This is a genomic window from Chitinophaga japonensis (assembly GCF_007830125.1).
Classification (GTDB): domain Bacteria; phylum Bacteroidota; class Bacteroidia; order Chitinophagales; family Chitinophagaceae; genus Chitinophaga; species Chitinophaga japonensis.
Map to the genome: position 1 here is coordinate 266,005 of NZ_VLLG01000006.1, position 14,578 is coordinate 280,582.

Below are 14,578 nucleotides of genomic sequence, written 5' to 3' on the forward strand. Positions count from 1 at the left end.
TTTTATGTTACAATCCCCGCCCTTTATTTTTATCGGGCCTGATATTACGCTGCTGTTTTATTTGCAACAACTTCAGCGTTTGTTGGGAAGGGCCAAAAGTAAGCCGTGGATTGGCAGCAGCCTGTTTTAACCTGTCAGCCACTTCCGGCCATTTAATATCAATCCCTATAAAATCAACTTTTTCTGTGGGATCTATATCATTATGATACAGCAGAGCAGTTTTCGCCATGGTAGCATCGATATCAGGGTATTTTCGTTCACAAGCTTGCAGTATTTCTTGCAAAGGTATATAGGCCAACAACGAATATATGTCTATATAATCTTTTAATCTTGTACCATTCCCATAGATGGCATTTAGTTTCATGGCTCCAATATCGAGTAATGATAGCATTCTGATGCCTTCCACTTCTTCAATACTATTGAGTAAGGGATACTGGTGGGCAATAATATCAACTTTGACACCACTTACAAAACAGAAAACCCCGTTATTAATGGAACGTAGATTTTGAACAGGATAAGATGCCTCTATATGAGTTGCTATTTCTTTAGCATTAAATGATTTTTCTGTAAAGAGATCTATATCAATAGACCTTCGGTGGCCGATCTTCAATGCAAGGGCTGTGCCTCCTACCAGATAAAAGGGTTTGAATTGCTGATCCTCCATAAATCGTTTGATCAAATCCAGTGTCCCCTTCTCAACTGCTTCCTGTTGTAGCATAACAATTCTTCCTTTCTAAGATTAAAATATCTACATGCATCCTCAATGGCATAATCAGCCAGATATTTTATTTCGTTTTTAAGGGCATTTATTATTTTCGGCTGACCATAAAAACGTACCATCTCTTCCCACTCTTCCTTGTTTCCTCTTTCAATAACCCGCGCAATAATACTGCCGTACCCGTTTGCCCAATCTATCTCATCATAGCGTTGATCCCAAAAGAGGTGTCGGGGAAGATTCGGTTTATCTTTTTTCCCGCTTTGCTTTAGATCAGATGCTGGTGATATGTTATTTGCTTTTCCCATTCAACCATAAATATACGAAAAATGGATGGAGATTGAATTTGAGTATTTTTTATTAACTTCCTAAACCTAATAGCCAGTAAGTTATGCGTATAAAAGAGCGGTTATTCTCCAATATCTTTCTAAGGAATATATTGGCTGATTTGGGTTTTCGATCCGCTTATTCCACCAGGAAGGGCGGGTTTATTCCCTATTTCCAGTATAAAATTGGCCCCTATGGGAAAGATTACTATTTGTATTTCCGGGAGGAGCCATATATAAGACGCTATAAGAACGAAGTCTTTAATAAGCTATTTGAGTATGACAAGAATGATATTAATAGGTACTTGACATTTCATTATGATGCTTATCAAGACAAGAAGGACTTTTTAAAATTCCTCCATGATGAAATTACTGAACGCCTGGAGCGTAAACTCTCCAGATTCCGGAGGTCCAAACTTCAGGCCGCTTTGGATTGGGTAGCTGAGAAAAACCAGGAACAGCGGGCACAGCAGGAACAATTACTCCGGCAGAATATTGAGCTGGAAGCAAGAACACTCCTGGAAAACCGGCAGACCGGCCCGGAACAAACAAGTGATCAAGTAAAAAACTTCACTGAAAACCTTATCCCTGTTATTGAAAAGCTGATACAGCCATATCTGGCTGGGAGTATCACAGTAACCCATCCCAAATATCTGCCCCTGCTCATCCAGCATTTTTATCTTCTTCGGAATTTACAGTTTACTGATAGAAACGGGAAGATTAAGGGCAGACTATTCGATAACTTTTCAGCTACGGATCTTGCTTTTGTTTTACGTCTCCACTTTCCGGAATTTATGGGCAAACAACCTAACACCATTCAAAGAGACATTAAAGAAGCGGAAGCAAATATTGACCTGAACGTAGAGAAATTCAAGCGCCTTGACAAAGCACTCAGGGAATTTTACTTTGAGTAAACCAGTTACATAACCTCATTTACTATTTATAACTCATTCTTACTAAAGAATTTCCTTCCTTACAAAATCCATGATTAATCCATCATTGACTTCCTTTCCCCGCTAACTCATATTTGTGTCTGTAAAACTTCTTTTTATGGACACTTTATTTATTCCAAATGAGAATGATTTCCGCCGGTGGATCAGGGATGCAGTGAAAGAATGTCTGGAAAATACTTCCATTAAAAGTGCCCAGCCCGCCGACCCGCAGCAAGAACCCCTGCTTACGCGCAAGGAAATAGCGGGTATTTTCCGCATCTCCCTGGTTACCCTGCATGACTGGATGAAACGGGGCCTGCCCTTTCATAAACAGGGCGGACGGGTATATTTTCTCCGCTCCGAGGTACTCGAATACGTGAAACAGAAACGCAAACCATCCTTTAAACCCCTGGGAGAATGAAAAAGTTAACTATTACTGAGGCCAAACAAATAGACATAACAGATTACCTGGCTTCACAGAGGCATTACCCTGATCCTAAAATGAGCAACAGCCGGGAGTTTTGGTATTCATCACCCCTTCCCGGACGTGTTGATAATAAGCCGTCTTTCAAGGTTGATCGTAAACTAAACCTTTGGTTTGATCATGGCATAGGGAAAGGGGGAAGTATTATTGATTTCGGGATACAGTATCATGGCTGTACCATTCCAGAATTTTTGGAGAAATTGCAAACTTTTCTTTCTTTTCACCGCGACCTTTCGCCTGCTTTACCAGGCCCTGGTGATGCCCAGCTTCCGCACCGGGCTGATCCAACTACGCTTTCCGGTGAAAAGAAAAAGATACGGGGCGTTTCCGCCGGCCCTATCACTTCCCCGGCGCTCGTCCATTACCTGGGCCAGCGAAGAATACCGGTTGAACTGGCGCAGGCTTATTGCAGGGAGGTTCAGTATAAGCTTCACGGTAAACAATATTATGCCATTGGTTTCCCCAATGATGCCGGTGGGTATGAGTTGCGTAACCCTTACTTTAAGGGCAGCAGCTCTCCCAAAGGCATAACCTTTATTGACCATGGAGCAAATCAGGTGGCTGTATTTGAGGGTTTTTTTAACTTCCTTTCTTTTCTCACCATTTACCAGGGCCGGAATCTGCAACCCATTAATTTGTTGGTATTAAACTCCCTGTCCTTTTTTGAAAAGAGCCAGCCTTTAATGGAAAGGCATCAAACCATTGACCTTTACTTAGACAGGGATACCGCTGGTATAAAATACACTGCTCAGGTGGTAAAAGAAAACTCCCCATACAAGGATTGCAGCATTTTATACCAGGGCTGTAAAGACCTCAATCAATGGCTAATCCAAAATTTTCTACAGATACAGCGGGAAATCCAGGCAATTAAAAGAGCAACGGGAGTAGCTGATGACGTGATGAACAAACAGGTTGCCCGCGACAGACAAAGAGGCCACCGGTTTTGAAAAATTATCTCTTTACATAAAAAAACGAAATAACTATGACTGATTTTAAAAGAAGGACACTAATATTAAACAGTGGCAAGCAAATAAAATTATTCGGCAACAGTCTTGCTATTGGTAAGAGTTTGCAGATCGGAGAAGGGTATGCTCCTAATATTTTCTCCTGTTCAGAACAACTACAGCAGGCGAAAGCTACTACTGATGTTAGCAAAACAACACAGGAAAATAAGCCGCCCGGCGAACAGCCGCCGAAGAAAACAATTGTCAATATGATCAACCCTTACCAGCTTACAGAAGCAGACATTTTTGAAATAGCAGATTATAATATCCGCCTGTGGTTGGATTTAAAAGATAATATCCGCAGGTATGGTGTAAATAATCCAAGGGTTTTTAACCGGGATGCCTCGCTATAATCAAAATTATTGCAGCAAGAAACCTGTCCTTACTGCCAAAATGTCCACCATTAATTTCCCATGTTTTTTAATGAATCGTTCCTGAATAGGTTGGGGAAATATGGTAGCTCTCCAGTAGGCAGGGCGCCAGCATCAGTTATAAATCTACATCACAAATAAATGCCAATAAGCATGAATAATTACACCTGGCAATACCAATACCCACCTCAAGAAAGAAACACTCTAAAAAACGCCTAAAATGGGTATTATGGCAAAGCAGGTTGCCCGAAGGGTGAGCAGTTTTTTTGTCGCTCAGGGAGCCAGCTATGTTTTGGTGTGCACCAAAACGCTGGCCCCTCATGCTATCGCATTCGGGGTGGGATTTTTTTCATGCTATCGCATTCAAAAAATCAGGAGGAAGAGACTATGAAGCAGATGGATAAACCTGTAAACAACAAGGGCGGTCGCCCTAAAAAGAATGTTGTAAAGAATCAACGGATACCAATCAAATGTACCAGTTATGAGAAGATAACCATTTTTGCCAAGGCCAAAAAAGCGTGCTTATCTGCATCGGAATATTTACTGCAACTTGGGTTGAACGGAAAAATTGACAGCAAGGTAAAAACGCTTCCTAAAGAAGTTTTAGCCCTTACTGGTACACTCAACCACATGGCTGCTAACTTAAATCAGCTTGCCAAAAAGCATAACAGTGTAACTGATGTATTAACGCCACTTGACCGGGCAGACCTGCTGTTGCTATGCAAAGAATTAAAGGAACTGGCGGGCCGTATCAAAAATTATTTGCAATGATTGGATATGTAGATACGGGGAAATCTTTTTTGGGCTGTATCAGTTATGACCTGGAGGACAAATTGGAATTGACTGATGAACAAAAAGAAAAGCTTTCCCGGCAGGATGGATTGCAGCATAAAGACCGGGCGGAAGTGTTGGCGTATCACAAATGCTTTGGCAATAAATATGAGTTGGCTGAACAGTTCAGGGATGTTTCAAGGTTAAGCAAGCGGGTGGAAAATCCGGTATTTCATTTTGCTCTGAGGCTTGCACCGGATGATACCTGCACTAAAGACAAACTGATTGAGATTGGGGAGGCATGTGCAAGAGAATTTGAAGTACAGGACAATCAATATTTGATCATATTACATAAGGATACTCCGGAGCCTCACATTCATATAGTAGCTAACCGTGTAGGGTATGATGGAAAGGTTGCCAAGGATAGTAATAGTTATCGCCGGATGGCAGCGCTTTGCCGAAGATTGGAAAAGCAATATAACTTAACTAAAGTATTAAGTCCACGGAAATTCCTTCCTAAAGAACAACGCTCGATCCCCCGGCATGACCAGCGGAGGGAGAAATTAAGGAATGACATACAACGAACCTTGGAACAGGTTACCCGGTATCAAGATTTTGAACAGCGGATGCAAGCATTGGGTTACCAGGTGATCAAGGGGCGGGGAATTGCCTTTGTTGATAATAAAAAAGTACGCATAAAAGGCAGCGAAGTAGGTTTTTCGTTATCCAAGATTGAACAGATCCTGCACATTGGAACTGAGCTGGCTGCTAAACAGGCAAAAAAAACTGTTTTTGAAACTGCCATACAACAACAAGCAACAAAATACCCGGCTATTACTCCAATGCAGAAATTACGGTTGCAAACCTGGCAGGCATCCCAGCGGGAAAAATCTCCTGTGTTTCTTATACAGCAGGAAATAATTAACCTGACACAGCAGCTTAATCATTTACTGTATGATTTAATGAAGCCGGAATACGGTGGGCAATCTATTAATCCCGAACTTTTAAAAGAGGCCAAACGCAAAAAGAAAAAGAAGGGCCGGAGTTTGTAAAATCAGATTTGTTAAATAATTAAACAGCGACTTATGGGTATAGGTAACATAGAAAAAGATAGCCTGGAGCTAGTTTTGAATGAGTTCACTGAACAGCAGAAAGGATTGACAAAACAGGTTGATGAATTAAAGAGGGCAATTTCTTTGCTGGAAGAAAGAGCAGGCGACTTTGAAAAGAAACTGGAAAATATCAAAGTAACTTCTCCACCTTTAGATACAACACCAGTGAAGGCAATTATGATCCAGGGTATAACGGAAGTAAAGAAAATTATAGCTGAGCAACCTAAAAGTGTCCAGCAAAACAAGCGGTTTCTGCTTTTTCCTGAGCATAATGCAAAGGAATATTATTCAGTAGTACTTCGCTGGATATTATATATTGTCATTGCCACCTATTGCTATTTACTGATAAAACACATGGCAGATCATTGGGTAACATAGGGATAAATACCCCAATTATCTCACCCATCCACTATATATCGTGCAACATTCGGCAGGAAAATAATCTTTTTTAAGAGCTATTTTTGAACTATTTTCTACAACCCGATACTTTTTCTCCTTGGCTGGGTTAAGCAGTGGCCAATCATTACTATGCACCTTCACTTTATGGCTTTGTACTGCAGACAAAGAAATGGCCCATGTTAAGCCTGACGGTGATGGAATGGGAGGATATAAGGACCAAGGCCCGGTTTGCAGAATATATGCAGAAATACTACCCGGAAAAGGATGCCCTTGATGTGATGAATGAAATAGACAGATGGTTAACCCAAATTAGAAAGCAGGATGAATAGCGTAAGCTCAGGCAGTCTTTTCCTCTATGATTTTCGTAGCTGCCTGCTGTAGCTGCATCACTCTTTTAAAAAGCAATGAAAAGTCATTTTCTGTGACAATGTACTGGTCTTCGTACCGGGCCTTTAGATAAGCGTTTTCTAGTATATCCAGCAGCCGCTTTTCTTCTTCTGTGTTATCTGGAAAAAAACTATTCAACTGCGGGGCACACCGGCGGGCATGTTTTTTTAAAGCACGGATCTCATGCGTTTTCTTATCATACCCGTTCAAACATTGCAAAATGCCCCTGTAAGTAAGTTCTACCGCTTGGTGCAATAAAAATGCAATAATTGGGGAACGAGCCTTTTCATACAGGAAAATAGCGCTTTTATTAAAGTCGAGGGCTTTTTTAAATGTTAAGGCAAATTGCTGCTGTATTCGGGTTTTCATTTCCTGCATAGCAACGGGCGTTGCTATCGGATATACAGCCGCTTTATCATCATACACAAGATTTTCAGGAATGCAGTGGAGGGAATAAAATAGATGCCCTGTTCGTAAACCTTCAATTACATTACTTTCCCCATGAAGGGAGCAGCAAACCCGCCGGTCTTTCAGGTAGGCCATTTCCAGTACGGGTTCCAGCTCTTTGAATGGCGTGTTACTTTTTCCAGAAACTACTATTAACAGGTCAATAAATGCTTCGTCCTCCATTCCTTCAATGGCATCATGTTTTATCATGTATATTTTGGCTGGTGCAATGGCCGCAACAATAAGCTGAATAACCGGTGTTAGGGTATCTGCCTGGTCCGGTATCTGTGTAGCTATAGAAATCAGTTTTTCCTTCCAGTTCCTTAATTCTGCGGTATCTGCTCCGGCATTGATAAATACATTGGTAGTATATTCTATTCTGTGGTTGTATCCTCCGATGTTCATGACAATCCAGTTTTGGGTTTACAAAAACTTGCTTACTTAAGTTGCTTTATTTATAGGCTAAGACGGTGGTAACGGCATAGCACTCCCGGAGCTGGTCTAAGCATTCCTGCTCAAAATCCCCAAAGTGTTCTTTAAAAATTGTTATATGGCCGCCTGCTTTTCGCATCCATTCCGCCATACCAGCATCCCGTAAGGAAGCCAGCAGATAAAATTTTTTATCTTCCTCCAGGAAAAAGGTTGTTTCCGTGTTGTATTTGTAAATATTCCCATCCCTTACAGCCGCTTTCATTTGTAGCTGGTAAAGCGGGCCTTTATCCAAAAGCTGAAAGTGAAGGTGCGGCCTGTCTTTCACAAGGGTAATGCGGTCAATCCGTGCTCTTTGCGGTTTCTCCTTTAATTCCCGCTTATTATACAGACCATAGCTGTAAATAAACTCCTGTTGCAATAGCAAGGGCATTGCCTTTTCCCACAGGCTGAAGATACCAGCGGGTGAACGCTCCTGTTCGGGTTCACCTTCTAACAATGAACCGGACTGCGTTTCAACCTGCTGCCACATTTCATAACATAACTTGTTCAGTGCTCTTTGATCATCGGTTAAAAAAGGGTCGTATTCCTTCTCCGTACCACTAATGAAGTGATAGAACGCCTTAATATTATCTTGTGATTTGTTCAGAACGCCTAAACAGGGCAGCAGGAACGTAAGGTACTTGTTCCTGAAATGGCTTACAAGAATATAGGTAATTGCTGTATCTCTCGCTTTTCGTTCTGGCGGGGCCGGTGGCAATTTCAGTACTTCACTAAACGGGATACCTTCCATCTTATCGGCCAATTGATACACGCTGCCTAAATTGGGTTTCGGTTTAACATCAATGCCCTGATCTATCACTTTCCTATCAAAATACTTTGGGTGATTGGCCGCTATTTCCATCAAACCATTGGGGCGGTACTCTTTAAAGTAGTCTGTACTGCGATAACCAATTACCCGTTCCAGCGCTTTGTATGTATGTAGGCAAAGCGTTTCGACCTGCTGGGCACAGGTGCAGGAAATGTGCAGTTTATCCCGTTCGATGCCTACAGTCATTTCGTGGGAAACGTCCCGGAAAGTAAGCCGCATTTTAAGTGTAGTGTCTACCATAGAAATAAACTTTAGCTTGGGATAGAACCACTCCCGTTTTCTTTGAAGGCGTTCATCCACCTGCCTTTTTAAAGCATCATCGGTTAATACATAAGGTTCAGCGTCTAAGAGGATGGTGAAGGGATCGGATGAATTGCGTAGCCCAATACCCTGTATCCTGGTGTTTTTATGGGTTGCCATGTGGTAAGGTTTAGATCAACCCGAAATAACCCTATAATGAATTTGTATTCAACATTTTATCTTTGTATCTTACACAGAATACCTGTATTTAACTTTTTGTAGATTTTGGTTATATTTGCTAATATGATAAATACTATTATGGCTGATAAAAAAGTACATCAAGGCAGGAACATAAAACGGATTAGGGAAATCTTAGGTATTAAACAGGATGCCCTTGCCATTGAACTTGGGGACGACTGGAACCAACAAAAAATTTCCCTTTTGGAACAGAAAGAAGTAATAGACCCTCAAATATTGGAACTGGTAGCTAAAGCGCTGCATGTAAACCCTGAAGCCATTAAAAATTTTAATGAGGAACAAGCCATTAATATTTTTTCAAATACCTTTTCGGATTTTAAGGATAACGCCATTGCTTCAGCAATGAATTATCAATGCACTTTTAATCCTATTGATAAGATTGTACAGTTATATGATGAAAAAATAGAGCTGTATGAACGAATGCTGAAGGAAAAGAACGAACTGCTGGAAAAACTGGCAGGTGAAAAGAAAAAGTAATAAAGCATAAGACATTGAGAAAAGCCACCTTATGGTGGTTTTTTTGTAATACAACGCGAATAAATTTATGGTATGAATAATACCCTCTCTCCTATTATCCGGCAATACAAAGCAGACAAAGAATCTGTCTACAACACCTGGTTTATCAACAACGAAGAACGGCTTAAAGCTTTCCGTTCCATCCGGCGCGGTGTAATGCAGGTGGTTGAAGACATTAAATACAAGCGCTTTCCCAACGACTTTAAAGGATCCTCCCTGGAATTTGTACTTACGTGCATCACAGAACAGAAACAAGTATTTGAAGGAGCAGCGCATCCCTTTTACTGGAAACCTAAACTGCGTATTCCCGATATTTATGAGCATGAAAGCAATAAACAGGCTTTCGGTCAATTCCTGGAAAACTGTTTAAATGCCAAAACAGAAGAACAGATTATCCGGGAAATCAGCCGCCTGGACGCTTTAAAAATAAAAGGTCTTGGGCCGGCAGTTGCCAGTATCCTTTACTTTCTGCATCCCACCATTATCCCTCCTTTTAATACGGCCATCATCAACGGGTTTAATTTTTTGTTCAAAGACAAAAAGAAACTTGGTAGCTGGGGCGAATATCTAAAACTGCGGGAGGTGTTAATGGATGCTAACAACCAGCACCGAGCAGAATTATCAAGTGATTTAGGAGCCATTGCCGGATTGCTATTTGAGATCGGCGCCCAAAAACTGGTAATTGGCACAGACGAATATTTGAGTGAAGATGAAAGAAGAAAGTTGGAAAAGGCCATTGAAAAACGGCATAAGGAAGTACAGGATGAAAAAGCGCAGGAAAGCCTGCATACGCAGATGCAGTATCATTTATTGAAGATCGGCCGAGCATTGGGATATGATGTAATTTCCGCTGTCAATGACCGTTCCAAAAGCTGCCACGGGCAAAGTTTTTCCTTTGTGAGCCTGCCCGTGTTTCCTGCTATGAGCTGTGACCGCGAAGTATTGAATACAATACAGCTTATTGATGTACTATGGTTTCAAAAAGGTACTAATAATGTAATAGCCGCTTTTGAAGTAGAGAAAAGCACCAGTATTTATTCGGGTATTTTACGCCTGTCTGATTTGAGCTACACCATTGCAGATGGTGATGAGGTATTTTATTTAATAGTGCCGGACAACAGGGAAAAGGATGTTATGCTGCAGCTCTCCCGGCCGGCCATCAGGCAGAATAACGTGCCTATCAAATACATCCTGTTTTCTGATCTGCAGCAACATTGTGATGCCCTGTGCAGGTTTGGGGACAGTCATCATATAATGGAAAAAATAGCGAAGGCCGCTCTCTGATAAATTTAACAGGGTATATATTTTTAGCATTATCAGAAGGACTAACTTTATATAAAATTCAAAAATTATGGTCCTGACTCCTTTTTTCCGGAAGTTTGCACTTACTGCACATATCACTTTTTCAATGGGCTGGCTTGGCGCCATAGCCGGATTTTTAGCTGTTGCCATAGCTGGTCTGGCCAGCCAGAACATGCAGGTTGTTCGTTCCGCCTATATCATGGTGGAGTTAATAGGATGGTTCGTTATCGCTCCGTTCTGCCTTGCTTCTCTGATAACCGGGCTTATTGAATCACTGTATACCCCCTGGGGTTTGTTCCGGTATTATTGGATTGTAGTGAAGCTCTTTTTGACTATTGTTGCTGCCATCTTGTTGTTGGCGCACATGCAGCCCATCAGTTACCTGGCAAAAATAGCATTAACAACAGCGCTCTCAATTACCGAGTATCGCGGGTTACGTATCCAGCTTATAGCGGATGCCGGCGCCGCCTTGCTGGTTTTGCTTTTTATCACAACAATCTCCGTGTATAAACCATGGGGCAGAACTCCTTATGGCCTGCGTAAGGAGAATGAGCAGCGCAAGGGAGGCTCTATTCGTAAATCGACGACGGGGAGGCCCTGGGGATTATATGTGTTGCTGGGGCTTATTGGCCTTGTACTGCTGCTGTTTGCTATTCTGCACCTGACGGGCGTTATGGGTGGACATTGAAGATTATCTTTTAATAATATTGTGGCTACGGAACTTTAAAGTAATCGCCTATTCTGCAGGTGGTTCATTCATGCAGTAATTGAGCAATAATTTATTTGCAGAACACCCTTATGTACTCCGATCTTTGCAGTTTTTAATTAATAATTCCGAACATGCTGCCAAAAGAACTTACCGGGGATCTGACAAAACGCCTCTCTACCATAAAGGGGCAAATAGAGGGCATTATTAATATGCTGCAGGAGGGCAAAGACCCTGACCAGATACTTAACCAGTTTAAAGCCGCCGACCAGGGTCTGCAAAAAGCCCATTTCTTGCTACTGGATGAAGTTTTCCGCAAAAGCCTGGCCCTCAAATTGGTCAAAGTAATGAACGCCTGCCCCGGCAATTGCCCCGACGCCCAAAAAATTGAAATCTTAAAAGAGCAGTTTCCACTGCTCCAGGACAGTGAACTCACCCATAAAATAAAGGAAATCAATGAAATAGGGGAACGCTTAGCCCGGTACAACGAAGAAAATTCCAAAAAATCTGAAAAATAATTTGGTGGACACCCCCCTGCCCGGTTGACCTTTGGTTTATAAAAATTTAAAATCATGGGAAACAAACGGATTATTGAAGTATTTACTGCAGGGTGCAGTGTTTGCCAACCTACTGTTAAAATGGTGCAGGGTATGGCCTGTTCCTCCTGCGAGGTTATTGTTTATGATCTCTCCAAACCCTGTGACACTAGGGAATGTATTCAGAAAGCGCAGCAGTATGGTATTAAATCTCTCCCTGCTGTTGCCGTAAATGGAATTCTCCTTAATTGTTGCCAAAACAAGGGTGTTGCTGAAGCGGAACTGAAAAACGCCGGAATCGGCCAGCCAGTATAATCCTGTATGGGTAACCAATAAATCTATTACAACAATCTCATTCTGATATATTATGGCAATTGAAAGCGTACAAATGAAGGTTTCCGGGTTAATGTGTTCTTTTTGCACCATGAGTGTTGAAAAGGCATTGAAAAGATACCCGGCAATAAAAAGTGTGATGGTGAACCTGGTACATGGCATTGTATTAGTGGAAGCTGATACTGCTAAAATGAGTCGGGAAGAACTTGCCAATGCGGTAGAAAAATTAGGTTACAGTGTTTCTTCATCAGAAATACAGCAGTATAAAACGGATGAAGCTATATTCAACCTGATAAAACAGCGCGGTACTATTGGAATGGTGGCGGCTGTAATAGATTTATTGGTTGATCCTTTAAATCTGTTCAACCTTCCGCAACAATACCGGGCCTGGTTTAGTCTGGTGGTGGCCACCTTTGTCTTGTTATGGGTAGGATACCCGATATTACGCAAAACCATCATGGCTGTAAGGCAAAAGGTAATTAATGCCAATGTATTATTATCTACCGGGGCATGGGGTTCATTTATTATTGGTGCACTATCCCTTTATAATCCTGTTTGGCAGAACTTTTTACCTGTAGCTGCATGGCTGATGTCGCTGCATTTATTCTTTGGTTATTTCAAATTAGATACCCGCAAAAAGGCTTCTGAAGCGGTACGTAAGCTAATTAATCTGCAACCCCCAAAAGCAAGGGTACTTAGAGCTGGGCAACTAATTGAGGTATTCACCAAAGATGTATCGGCAGGTGAAGTGGTTGAAGTACGTCCTGGTGAACGCATTCCTTTGGACGGAGATGTACTATCCGGAAACGCCAGCGTTGATGAAGCCAGTTTTACAGGTGAAAGTACACCTGCTATAAAAGAAGTTGGGTCTAATGTGATTGGAGGAACTTTAAACCTTGATGGGGCACTCCGGATAAAGGTTTCAAAAATCGGACAGGATAGCTTTTTAAGCCAGATAGTAAGTTTAATGAGCCGGATTGCTGAAAAGAAACCACCGGTTGAATTGTTGGCAGATAAGCTAATGAATTATTACGGGCCCGTAGTTTTTATTGTAGCTACAATTGCCTTTATAGTATGGGCATTTGCCACTGGAAATTATATACAGGCTACGCTTGTTTTACTCACCACTGTTATTATGGGGTACCCCTGTGCATTGGGAATTACCACACCTATGCTGGCCGCTATTGCAGGAGGGAAAGGTATTTCCATTGGCCTTTTGGTAAAAGCAAGCGAGGTGTTTTACGGCTTATCAAGGGTTGATACCATTGTTTTTGATAAAACCGGAACACTGACTTGTGGCAAACCTACCGTAACAGATATTGATGCCGTTAATGGAAATGTGTCCGAACTATTATCCATCGCAGAAGCAGTGGAAAGTAAATCTGAACATCCAATAGGACAGGCAATTACTTTTTATGCTCAAAAGGAAGCAGTACCAAAATTGCAGATTGATAATTTCAAAGCAATACCGGGAAAGGGGGTAATCGGAAATTTAAACGGTAGTCTGATAATAGCAGGAAAGCCTTCCTTTATTGAACAAAGTAACATTGCTATTGCTGAACATATAAGGAAGAAAATAAGCGCTTTGGGCGATGAAGGTAAAACAGCCGTACTTTTTTGCAGGGATGGTAATGTAATAGGGGTTATTGCATTGCAGGATACTCCACGCCCAACAGGTAGCCAGGTAATTGCAAAGATTAAGCAGCGGGGCATAAGAACGGTAATGCTGACAGGTGATGCGAAACAGGTTGCTGCGCCTATTGCAAAACAGCTTGGAATTGATGAAGTACATGCTGAATTATTGCCTGGCGAAAAGGCAACCGCTATAGAAGGGTTGCAAAAGAAAGGTTGCAAAATTGCGATGGTTGGAGATGGAATAAATGATGCTCCGGCCTTAGCACAATCAGATGTTGGTATAGCCATTGGTGCTGGAACCGATGTTGCTATTGAAGCTGCAGGTGTTATTTTGATTGGTGATAGATTGATTGATGTACTGAATGCTGTGATTTTAGGGAAGGCAAGCTATAAAACAATGACCGGCAATGTAATTGTTGCTGTATTATTTAATATCGTTGGAATGCTGCTTGCGGCCGTTGGTTTAATAACGCCCATATTGGCAATTGCCGTAATGATCATTAGCATTTTTGTAATCCTGATTAACACGCTTCGTATCAGAACCCTCCGGCTTGAAGCTATTATTAAGGAAGCATCCGCAGCATTGACAGAAACAAGATTTAAAGTATCTAATATGGTGTGTGAAGGTTGTGCACAAAAAATAACTACTGCGCTTACTGCCTTGCCTGGTGTGAAAGTGGTTAAACCAAAAGTAATTCAGAAACAAGTTCAGGTGAATTATTATCCTGAGCAAATAAAGCAGGAAGATTTGAAAAGGGCTTTAGAGAAAGAGGGGTTTAATGCAATTGAATTATAATATACTAT

17 protein-coding genes are annotated in these 14,578 nt (G+C 41.5%); 13 read left to right on the plus strand and 4 right to left on the minus strand.

From position 1 onward, the window contains the following. Nucleotides 1-7: 7 nt before the first annotated feature. The gene (locus LX66_RS25455; RefSeq protein ID WP_145718772.1) at nt 8-718 is read right to left on the minus strand and encodes a nucleotidyl transferase AbiEii/AbiGii toxin family protein; all 711 of its coding nucleotides are present in this window, start codon (nt 716-718) and stop codon (nt 8-10) included. Then, the gene (locus LX66_RS25460) at nt 676-1,023 is read right to left on the minus strand and encodes a DUF6922 domain-containing protein (RefSeq protein WP_211366539.1); all 348 of its coding nucleotides are present in this window, start codon (nt 1,021-1,023) and stop codon (nt 676-678) included. The genes LX66_RS25455 and LX66_RS25460 overlap by 43 nt, the downstream gene beginning before the upstream one ends. A gap of 83 nt (nt 1,024-1,106) precedes the next feature. On the opposite strand from LX66_RS25460, the gene LX66_RS25465 reads away from it, so the two are divergent. The 7 genes from LX66_RS25465 to LX66_RS25495 all read left to right on the plus strand — a co-directional run bounded on the left by LX66_RS25465 (nt 1,107) and on the right by LX66_RS25495 (nt 6,093). Beyond that, entirely contained in the window at nt 1,107-1,955 is an 849-nt protein-coding gene (locus LX66_RS25465) for a hypothetical protein (RefSeq protein ID WP_145718774.1), read from the plus strand. A 136-nt stretch (nt 1,956-2,091) separates the two neighbouring features. Next, complete coding sequence (locus LX66_RS25470) at nt 2,092-2,394, plus strand: helix-turn-helix domain-containing protein (RefSeq protein WP_145718776.1); 303 nt, start codon at nt 2,092-2,094, stop codon at nt 2,392-2,394. Continuing rightward, nucleotides 2,391-3,404 (plus strand): toprim domain-containing protein, encoded by a 1,014-nt coding sequence (locus tag LX66_RS25475; RefSeq protein ID WP_145718778.1) that lies wholly within the window; start codon nt 2,391-2,393, stop codon nt 3,402-3,404. The genes LX66_RS25470 and LX66_RS25475 overlap by 4 nt, the downstream gene beginning before the upstream one ends. A 35-nt stretch (nt 3,405-3,439) precedes the next feature. Further along, nucleotides 3,440-3,814: a hypothetical protein gene (locus LX66_RS25480; RefSeq protein ID WP_145718780.1), complete on the plus strand. Its 375-nt coding sequence runs from the start codon at nt 3,440-3,442 to the stop codon at nt 3,812-3,814. Between the two features lie 405 nt (nt 3,815-4,219). Then, the gene (locus LX66_RS25485) at nt 4,220-4,603 is read left to right on the plus strand and encodes a plasmid mobilization protein (RefSeq protein ID WP_145718782.1); all 384 of its coding nucleotides are present in this window, start codon (nt 4,220-4,222) and stop codon (nt 4,601-4,603) included. After that, nucleotides 4,552-5,655 carry a relaxase/mobilization nuclease domain-containing protein gene (locus LX66_RS25490; RefSeq protein ID WP_244620511.1) on the plus strand — a complete coding sequence of 368 codons (1,104 nt, stop codon included), beginning with the start codon at nt 4,552-4,554 and terminating at the stop codon, nt 5,653-5,655. Before LX66_RS25485 ends, LX66_RS25490 begins: the two co-directional genes overlap by 52 nt. A 33-nt stretch (nt 5,656-5,688) precedes the next feature. After that, nucleotides 5,689-6,093, plus strand: a complete 405-nt coding sequence (locus tag LX66_RS25495; protein WP_145718784.1) for a hypothetical protein — start codon at nt 5,689-5,691, stop codon at nt 6,091-6,093. A 357-nt stretch (nt 6,094-6,450) separates the two neighbouring features. Here the strand turns inward: LX66_RS25495 and LX66_RS25500 are convergent, their stop codons facing one another. Further along, entirely contained in the window at nt 6,451-7,353 is a 903-nt protein-coding gene (locus LX66_RS25500) for a HEPN domain-containing protein (RefSeq protein WP_145718785.1), read from the minus strand. A gap of 46 nt (nt 7,354-7,399) precedes the next feature. After that, a complete protein-coding gene (locus tag LX66_RS25505) occupies nt 7,400-8,668 on the minus strand; it encodes a hypothetical protein (RefSeq protein WP_145718787.1) in 1,269 nt (422 codons plus the stop codon). A gap of 123 nt (nt 8,669-8,791) precedes the next feature. On the opposite strand from LX66_RS25505, the gene LX66_RS25510 reads away from it, so the two are divergent. The 6 genes from LX66_RS25510 to LX66_RS25535 all read left to right on the plus strand — a co-directional run bounded on the left by LX66_RS25510 (nt 8,792) and on the right by LX66_RS25535 (nt 14,570). After that, the gene (locus LX66_RS25510) at nt 8,792-9,223 is read left to right on the plus strand and encodes a helix-turn-helix domain-containing protein (protein WP_145718789.1); all 432 of its coding nucleotides are present in this window, start codon (nt 8,792-8,794) and stop codon (nt 9,221-9,223) included. 72 nt (nt 9,224-9,295) lie between these two features. Next, nucleotides 9,296-10,546: a hypothetical protein gene (locus LX66_RS25515; RefSeq protein ID WP_145718791.1), complete on the plus strand. Its 1,251-nt coding sequence runs from the start codon at nt 9,296-9,298 to the stop codon at nt 10,544-10,546. 67 nt (nt 10,547-10,613) lie between these two features. Continuing rightward, nucleotides 10,614-11,252, plus strand: coding sequence for a hypothetical protein (locus LX66_RS25520; protein ID WP_211366542.1), 639 nt, complete (start codon nt 10,614-10,616; stop codon nt 11,250-11,252). Between the two features lie 152 nt (nt 11,253-11,404). Beyond that, the gene (locus LX66_RS25525) at nt 11,405-11,788 is read left to right on the plus strand and encodes a metal-sensitive transcriptional regulator (RefSeq protein ID WP_145718793.1); all 384 of its coding nucleotides are present in this window, start codon (nt 11,405-11,407) and stop codon (nt 11,786-11,788) included. Between the two features lie 54 nt (nt 11,789-11,842). After that, nucleotides 11,843-12,121 carry a glutaredoxin gene (locus LX66_RS25530; protein ID WP_145718794.1) on the plus strand — a complete coding sequence of 93 codons (279 nt, stop codon included), beginning with the start codon at nt 11,843-11,845 and terminating at the stop codon, nt 12,119-12,121. 52 nt (nt 12,122-12,173) lie between these two features. Then, nucleotides 12,174-14,570, plus strand: a complete 2,397-nt coding sequence (locus LX66_RS25535; protein ID WP_145718796.1) for a heavy metal translocating P-type ATPase — start codon at nt 12,174-12,176, stop codon at nt 14,568-14,570. The last annotated feature ends 8 nt before the right edge of the window (nt 14,571-14,578 follow it).

Bases quoted from the DNA above. Each gene is read 5' to 3' on its own strand.
- LX66_RS25525 (WP_145718793.1), top strand. From the start codon at position 11,405: ATGCTGCCAAAAGAACTTACCGGGGATCTGACAAAACGCCTCTCTACC.
- LX66_RS25465 (WP_145718774.1), top strand. From the start codon at position 1,107: ATGCGTATAAAAGAGCGGTTATTCTCCAATATCTTTCTAAGGAATATA.
- LX66_RS25530 (WP_145718794.1), top strand. From the start codon at position 11,843: ATGGGAAACAAACGGATTATTGAAGTATTTACTGCAGGGTGCAGTGTT.
- LX66_RS25470 (WP_145718776.1), top strand. From the start codon at position 2,092: ATGGACACTTTATTTATTCCAAATGAGAATGATTTCCGCCGGTGGATC.
- LX66_RS25505 (WP_145718787.1), bottom strand. From the start codon at position 8,668: ATGGCAACCCATAAAAACACCAGGATACAGGGTATTGGGCTACGCAAT.
- LX66_RS25515 (WP_145718791.1), top strand. From the start codon at position 9,296: ATGAATAATACCCTCTCTCCTATTATCCGGCAATACAAAGCAGACAAA.
- LX66_RS25520 (WP_211366542.1), top strand. From the start codon at position 10,614: ATGGTCCTGACTCCTTTTTTCCGGAAGTTTGCACTTACTGCACATATC.
- LX66_RS25475 (WP_145718778.1), top strand. From the start codon at position 2,391: ATGAAAAAGTTAACTATTACTGAGGCCAAACAAATAGACATAACAGAT.
- LX66_RS25535 (WP_145718796.1), top strand. From the start codon at position 12,174: ATGGCAATTGAAAGCGTACAAATGAAGGTTTCCGGGTTAATGTGTTCT.
- LX66_RS25510 (WP_145718789.1), top strand. From the start codon at position 8,792: ATGATAAATACTATTATGGCTGATAAAAAAGTACATCAAGGCAGGAAC.
- LX66_RS25460 (WP_211366539.1), bottom strand. From the start codon at position 1,023: ATGGGAAAAGCAAATAACATATCACCAGCATCTGATCTAAAGCAAAGC.
- LX66_RS25455 (WP_145718772.1), bottom strand. From the start codon at position 718: ATGCTACAACAGGAAGCAGTTGAGAAGGGGACACTGGATTTGATCAAA.
- LX66_RS25495 (WP_145718784.1), top strand. From the start codon at position 5,689: ATGGGTATAGGTAACATAGAAAAAGATAGCCTGGAGCTAGTTTTGAAT.
- LX66_RS25500 (WP_145718785.1), bottom strand. From the start codon at position 7,353: ATGAACATCGGAGGATACAACCACAGAATAGAATATACTACCAATGTA.
- LX66_RS25490 (WP_244620511.1), top strand. From the start codon at position 4,552: ATGCAAAGAATTAAAGGAACTGGCGGGCCGTATCAAAAATTATTTGCA.
- LX66_RS25485 (WP_145718782.1), top strand. From the start codon at position 4,220: ATGAAGCAGATGGATAAACCTGTAAACAACAAGGGCGGTCGCCCTAAA.
- LX66_RS25480 (WP_145718780.1), top strand. From the start codon at position 3,440: ATGACTGATTTTAAAAGAAGGACACTAATATTAAACAGTGGCAAGCAA.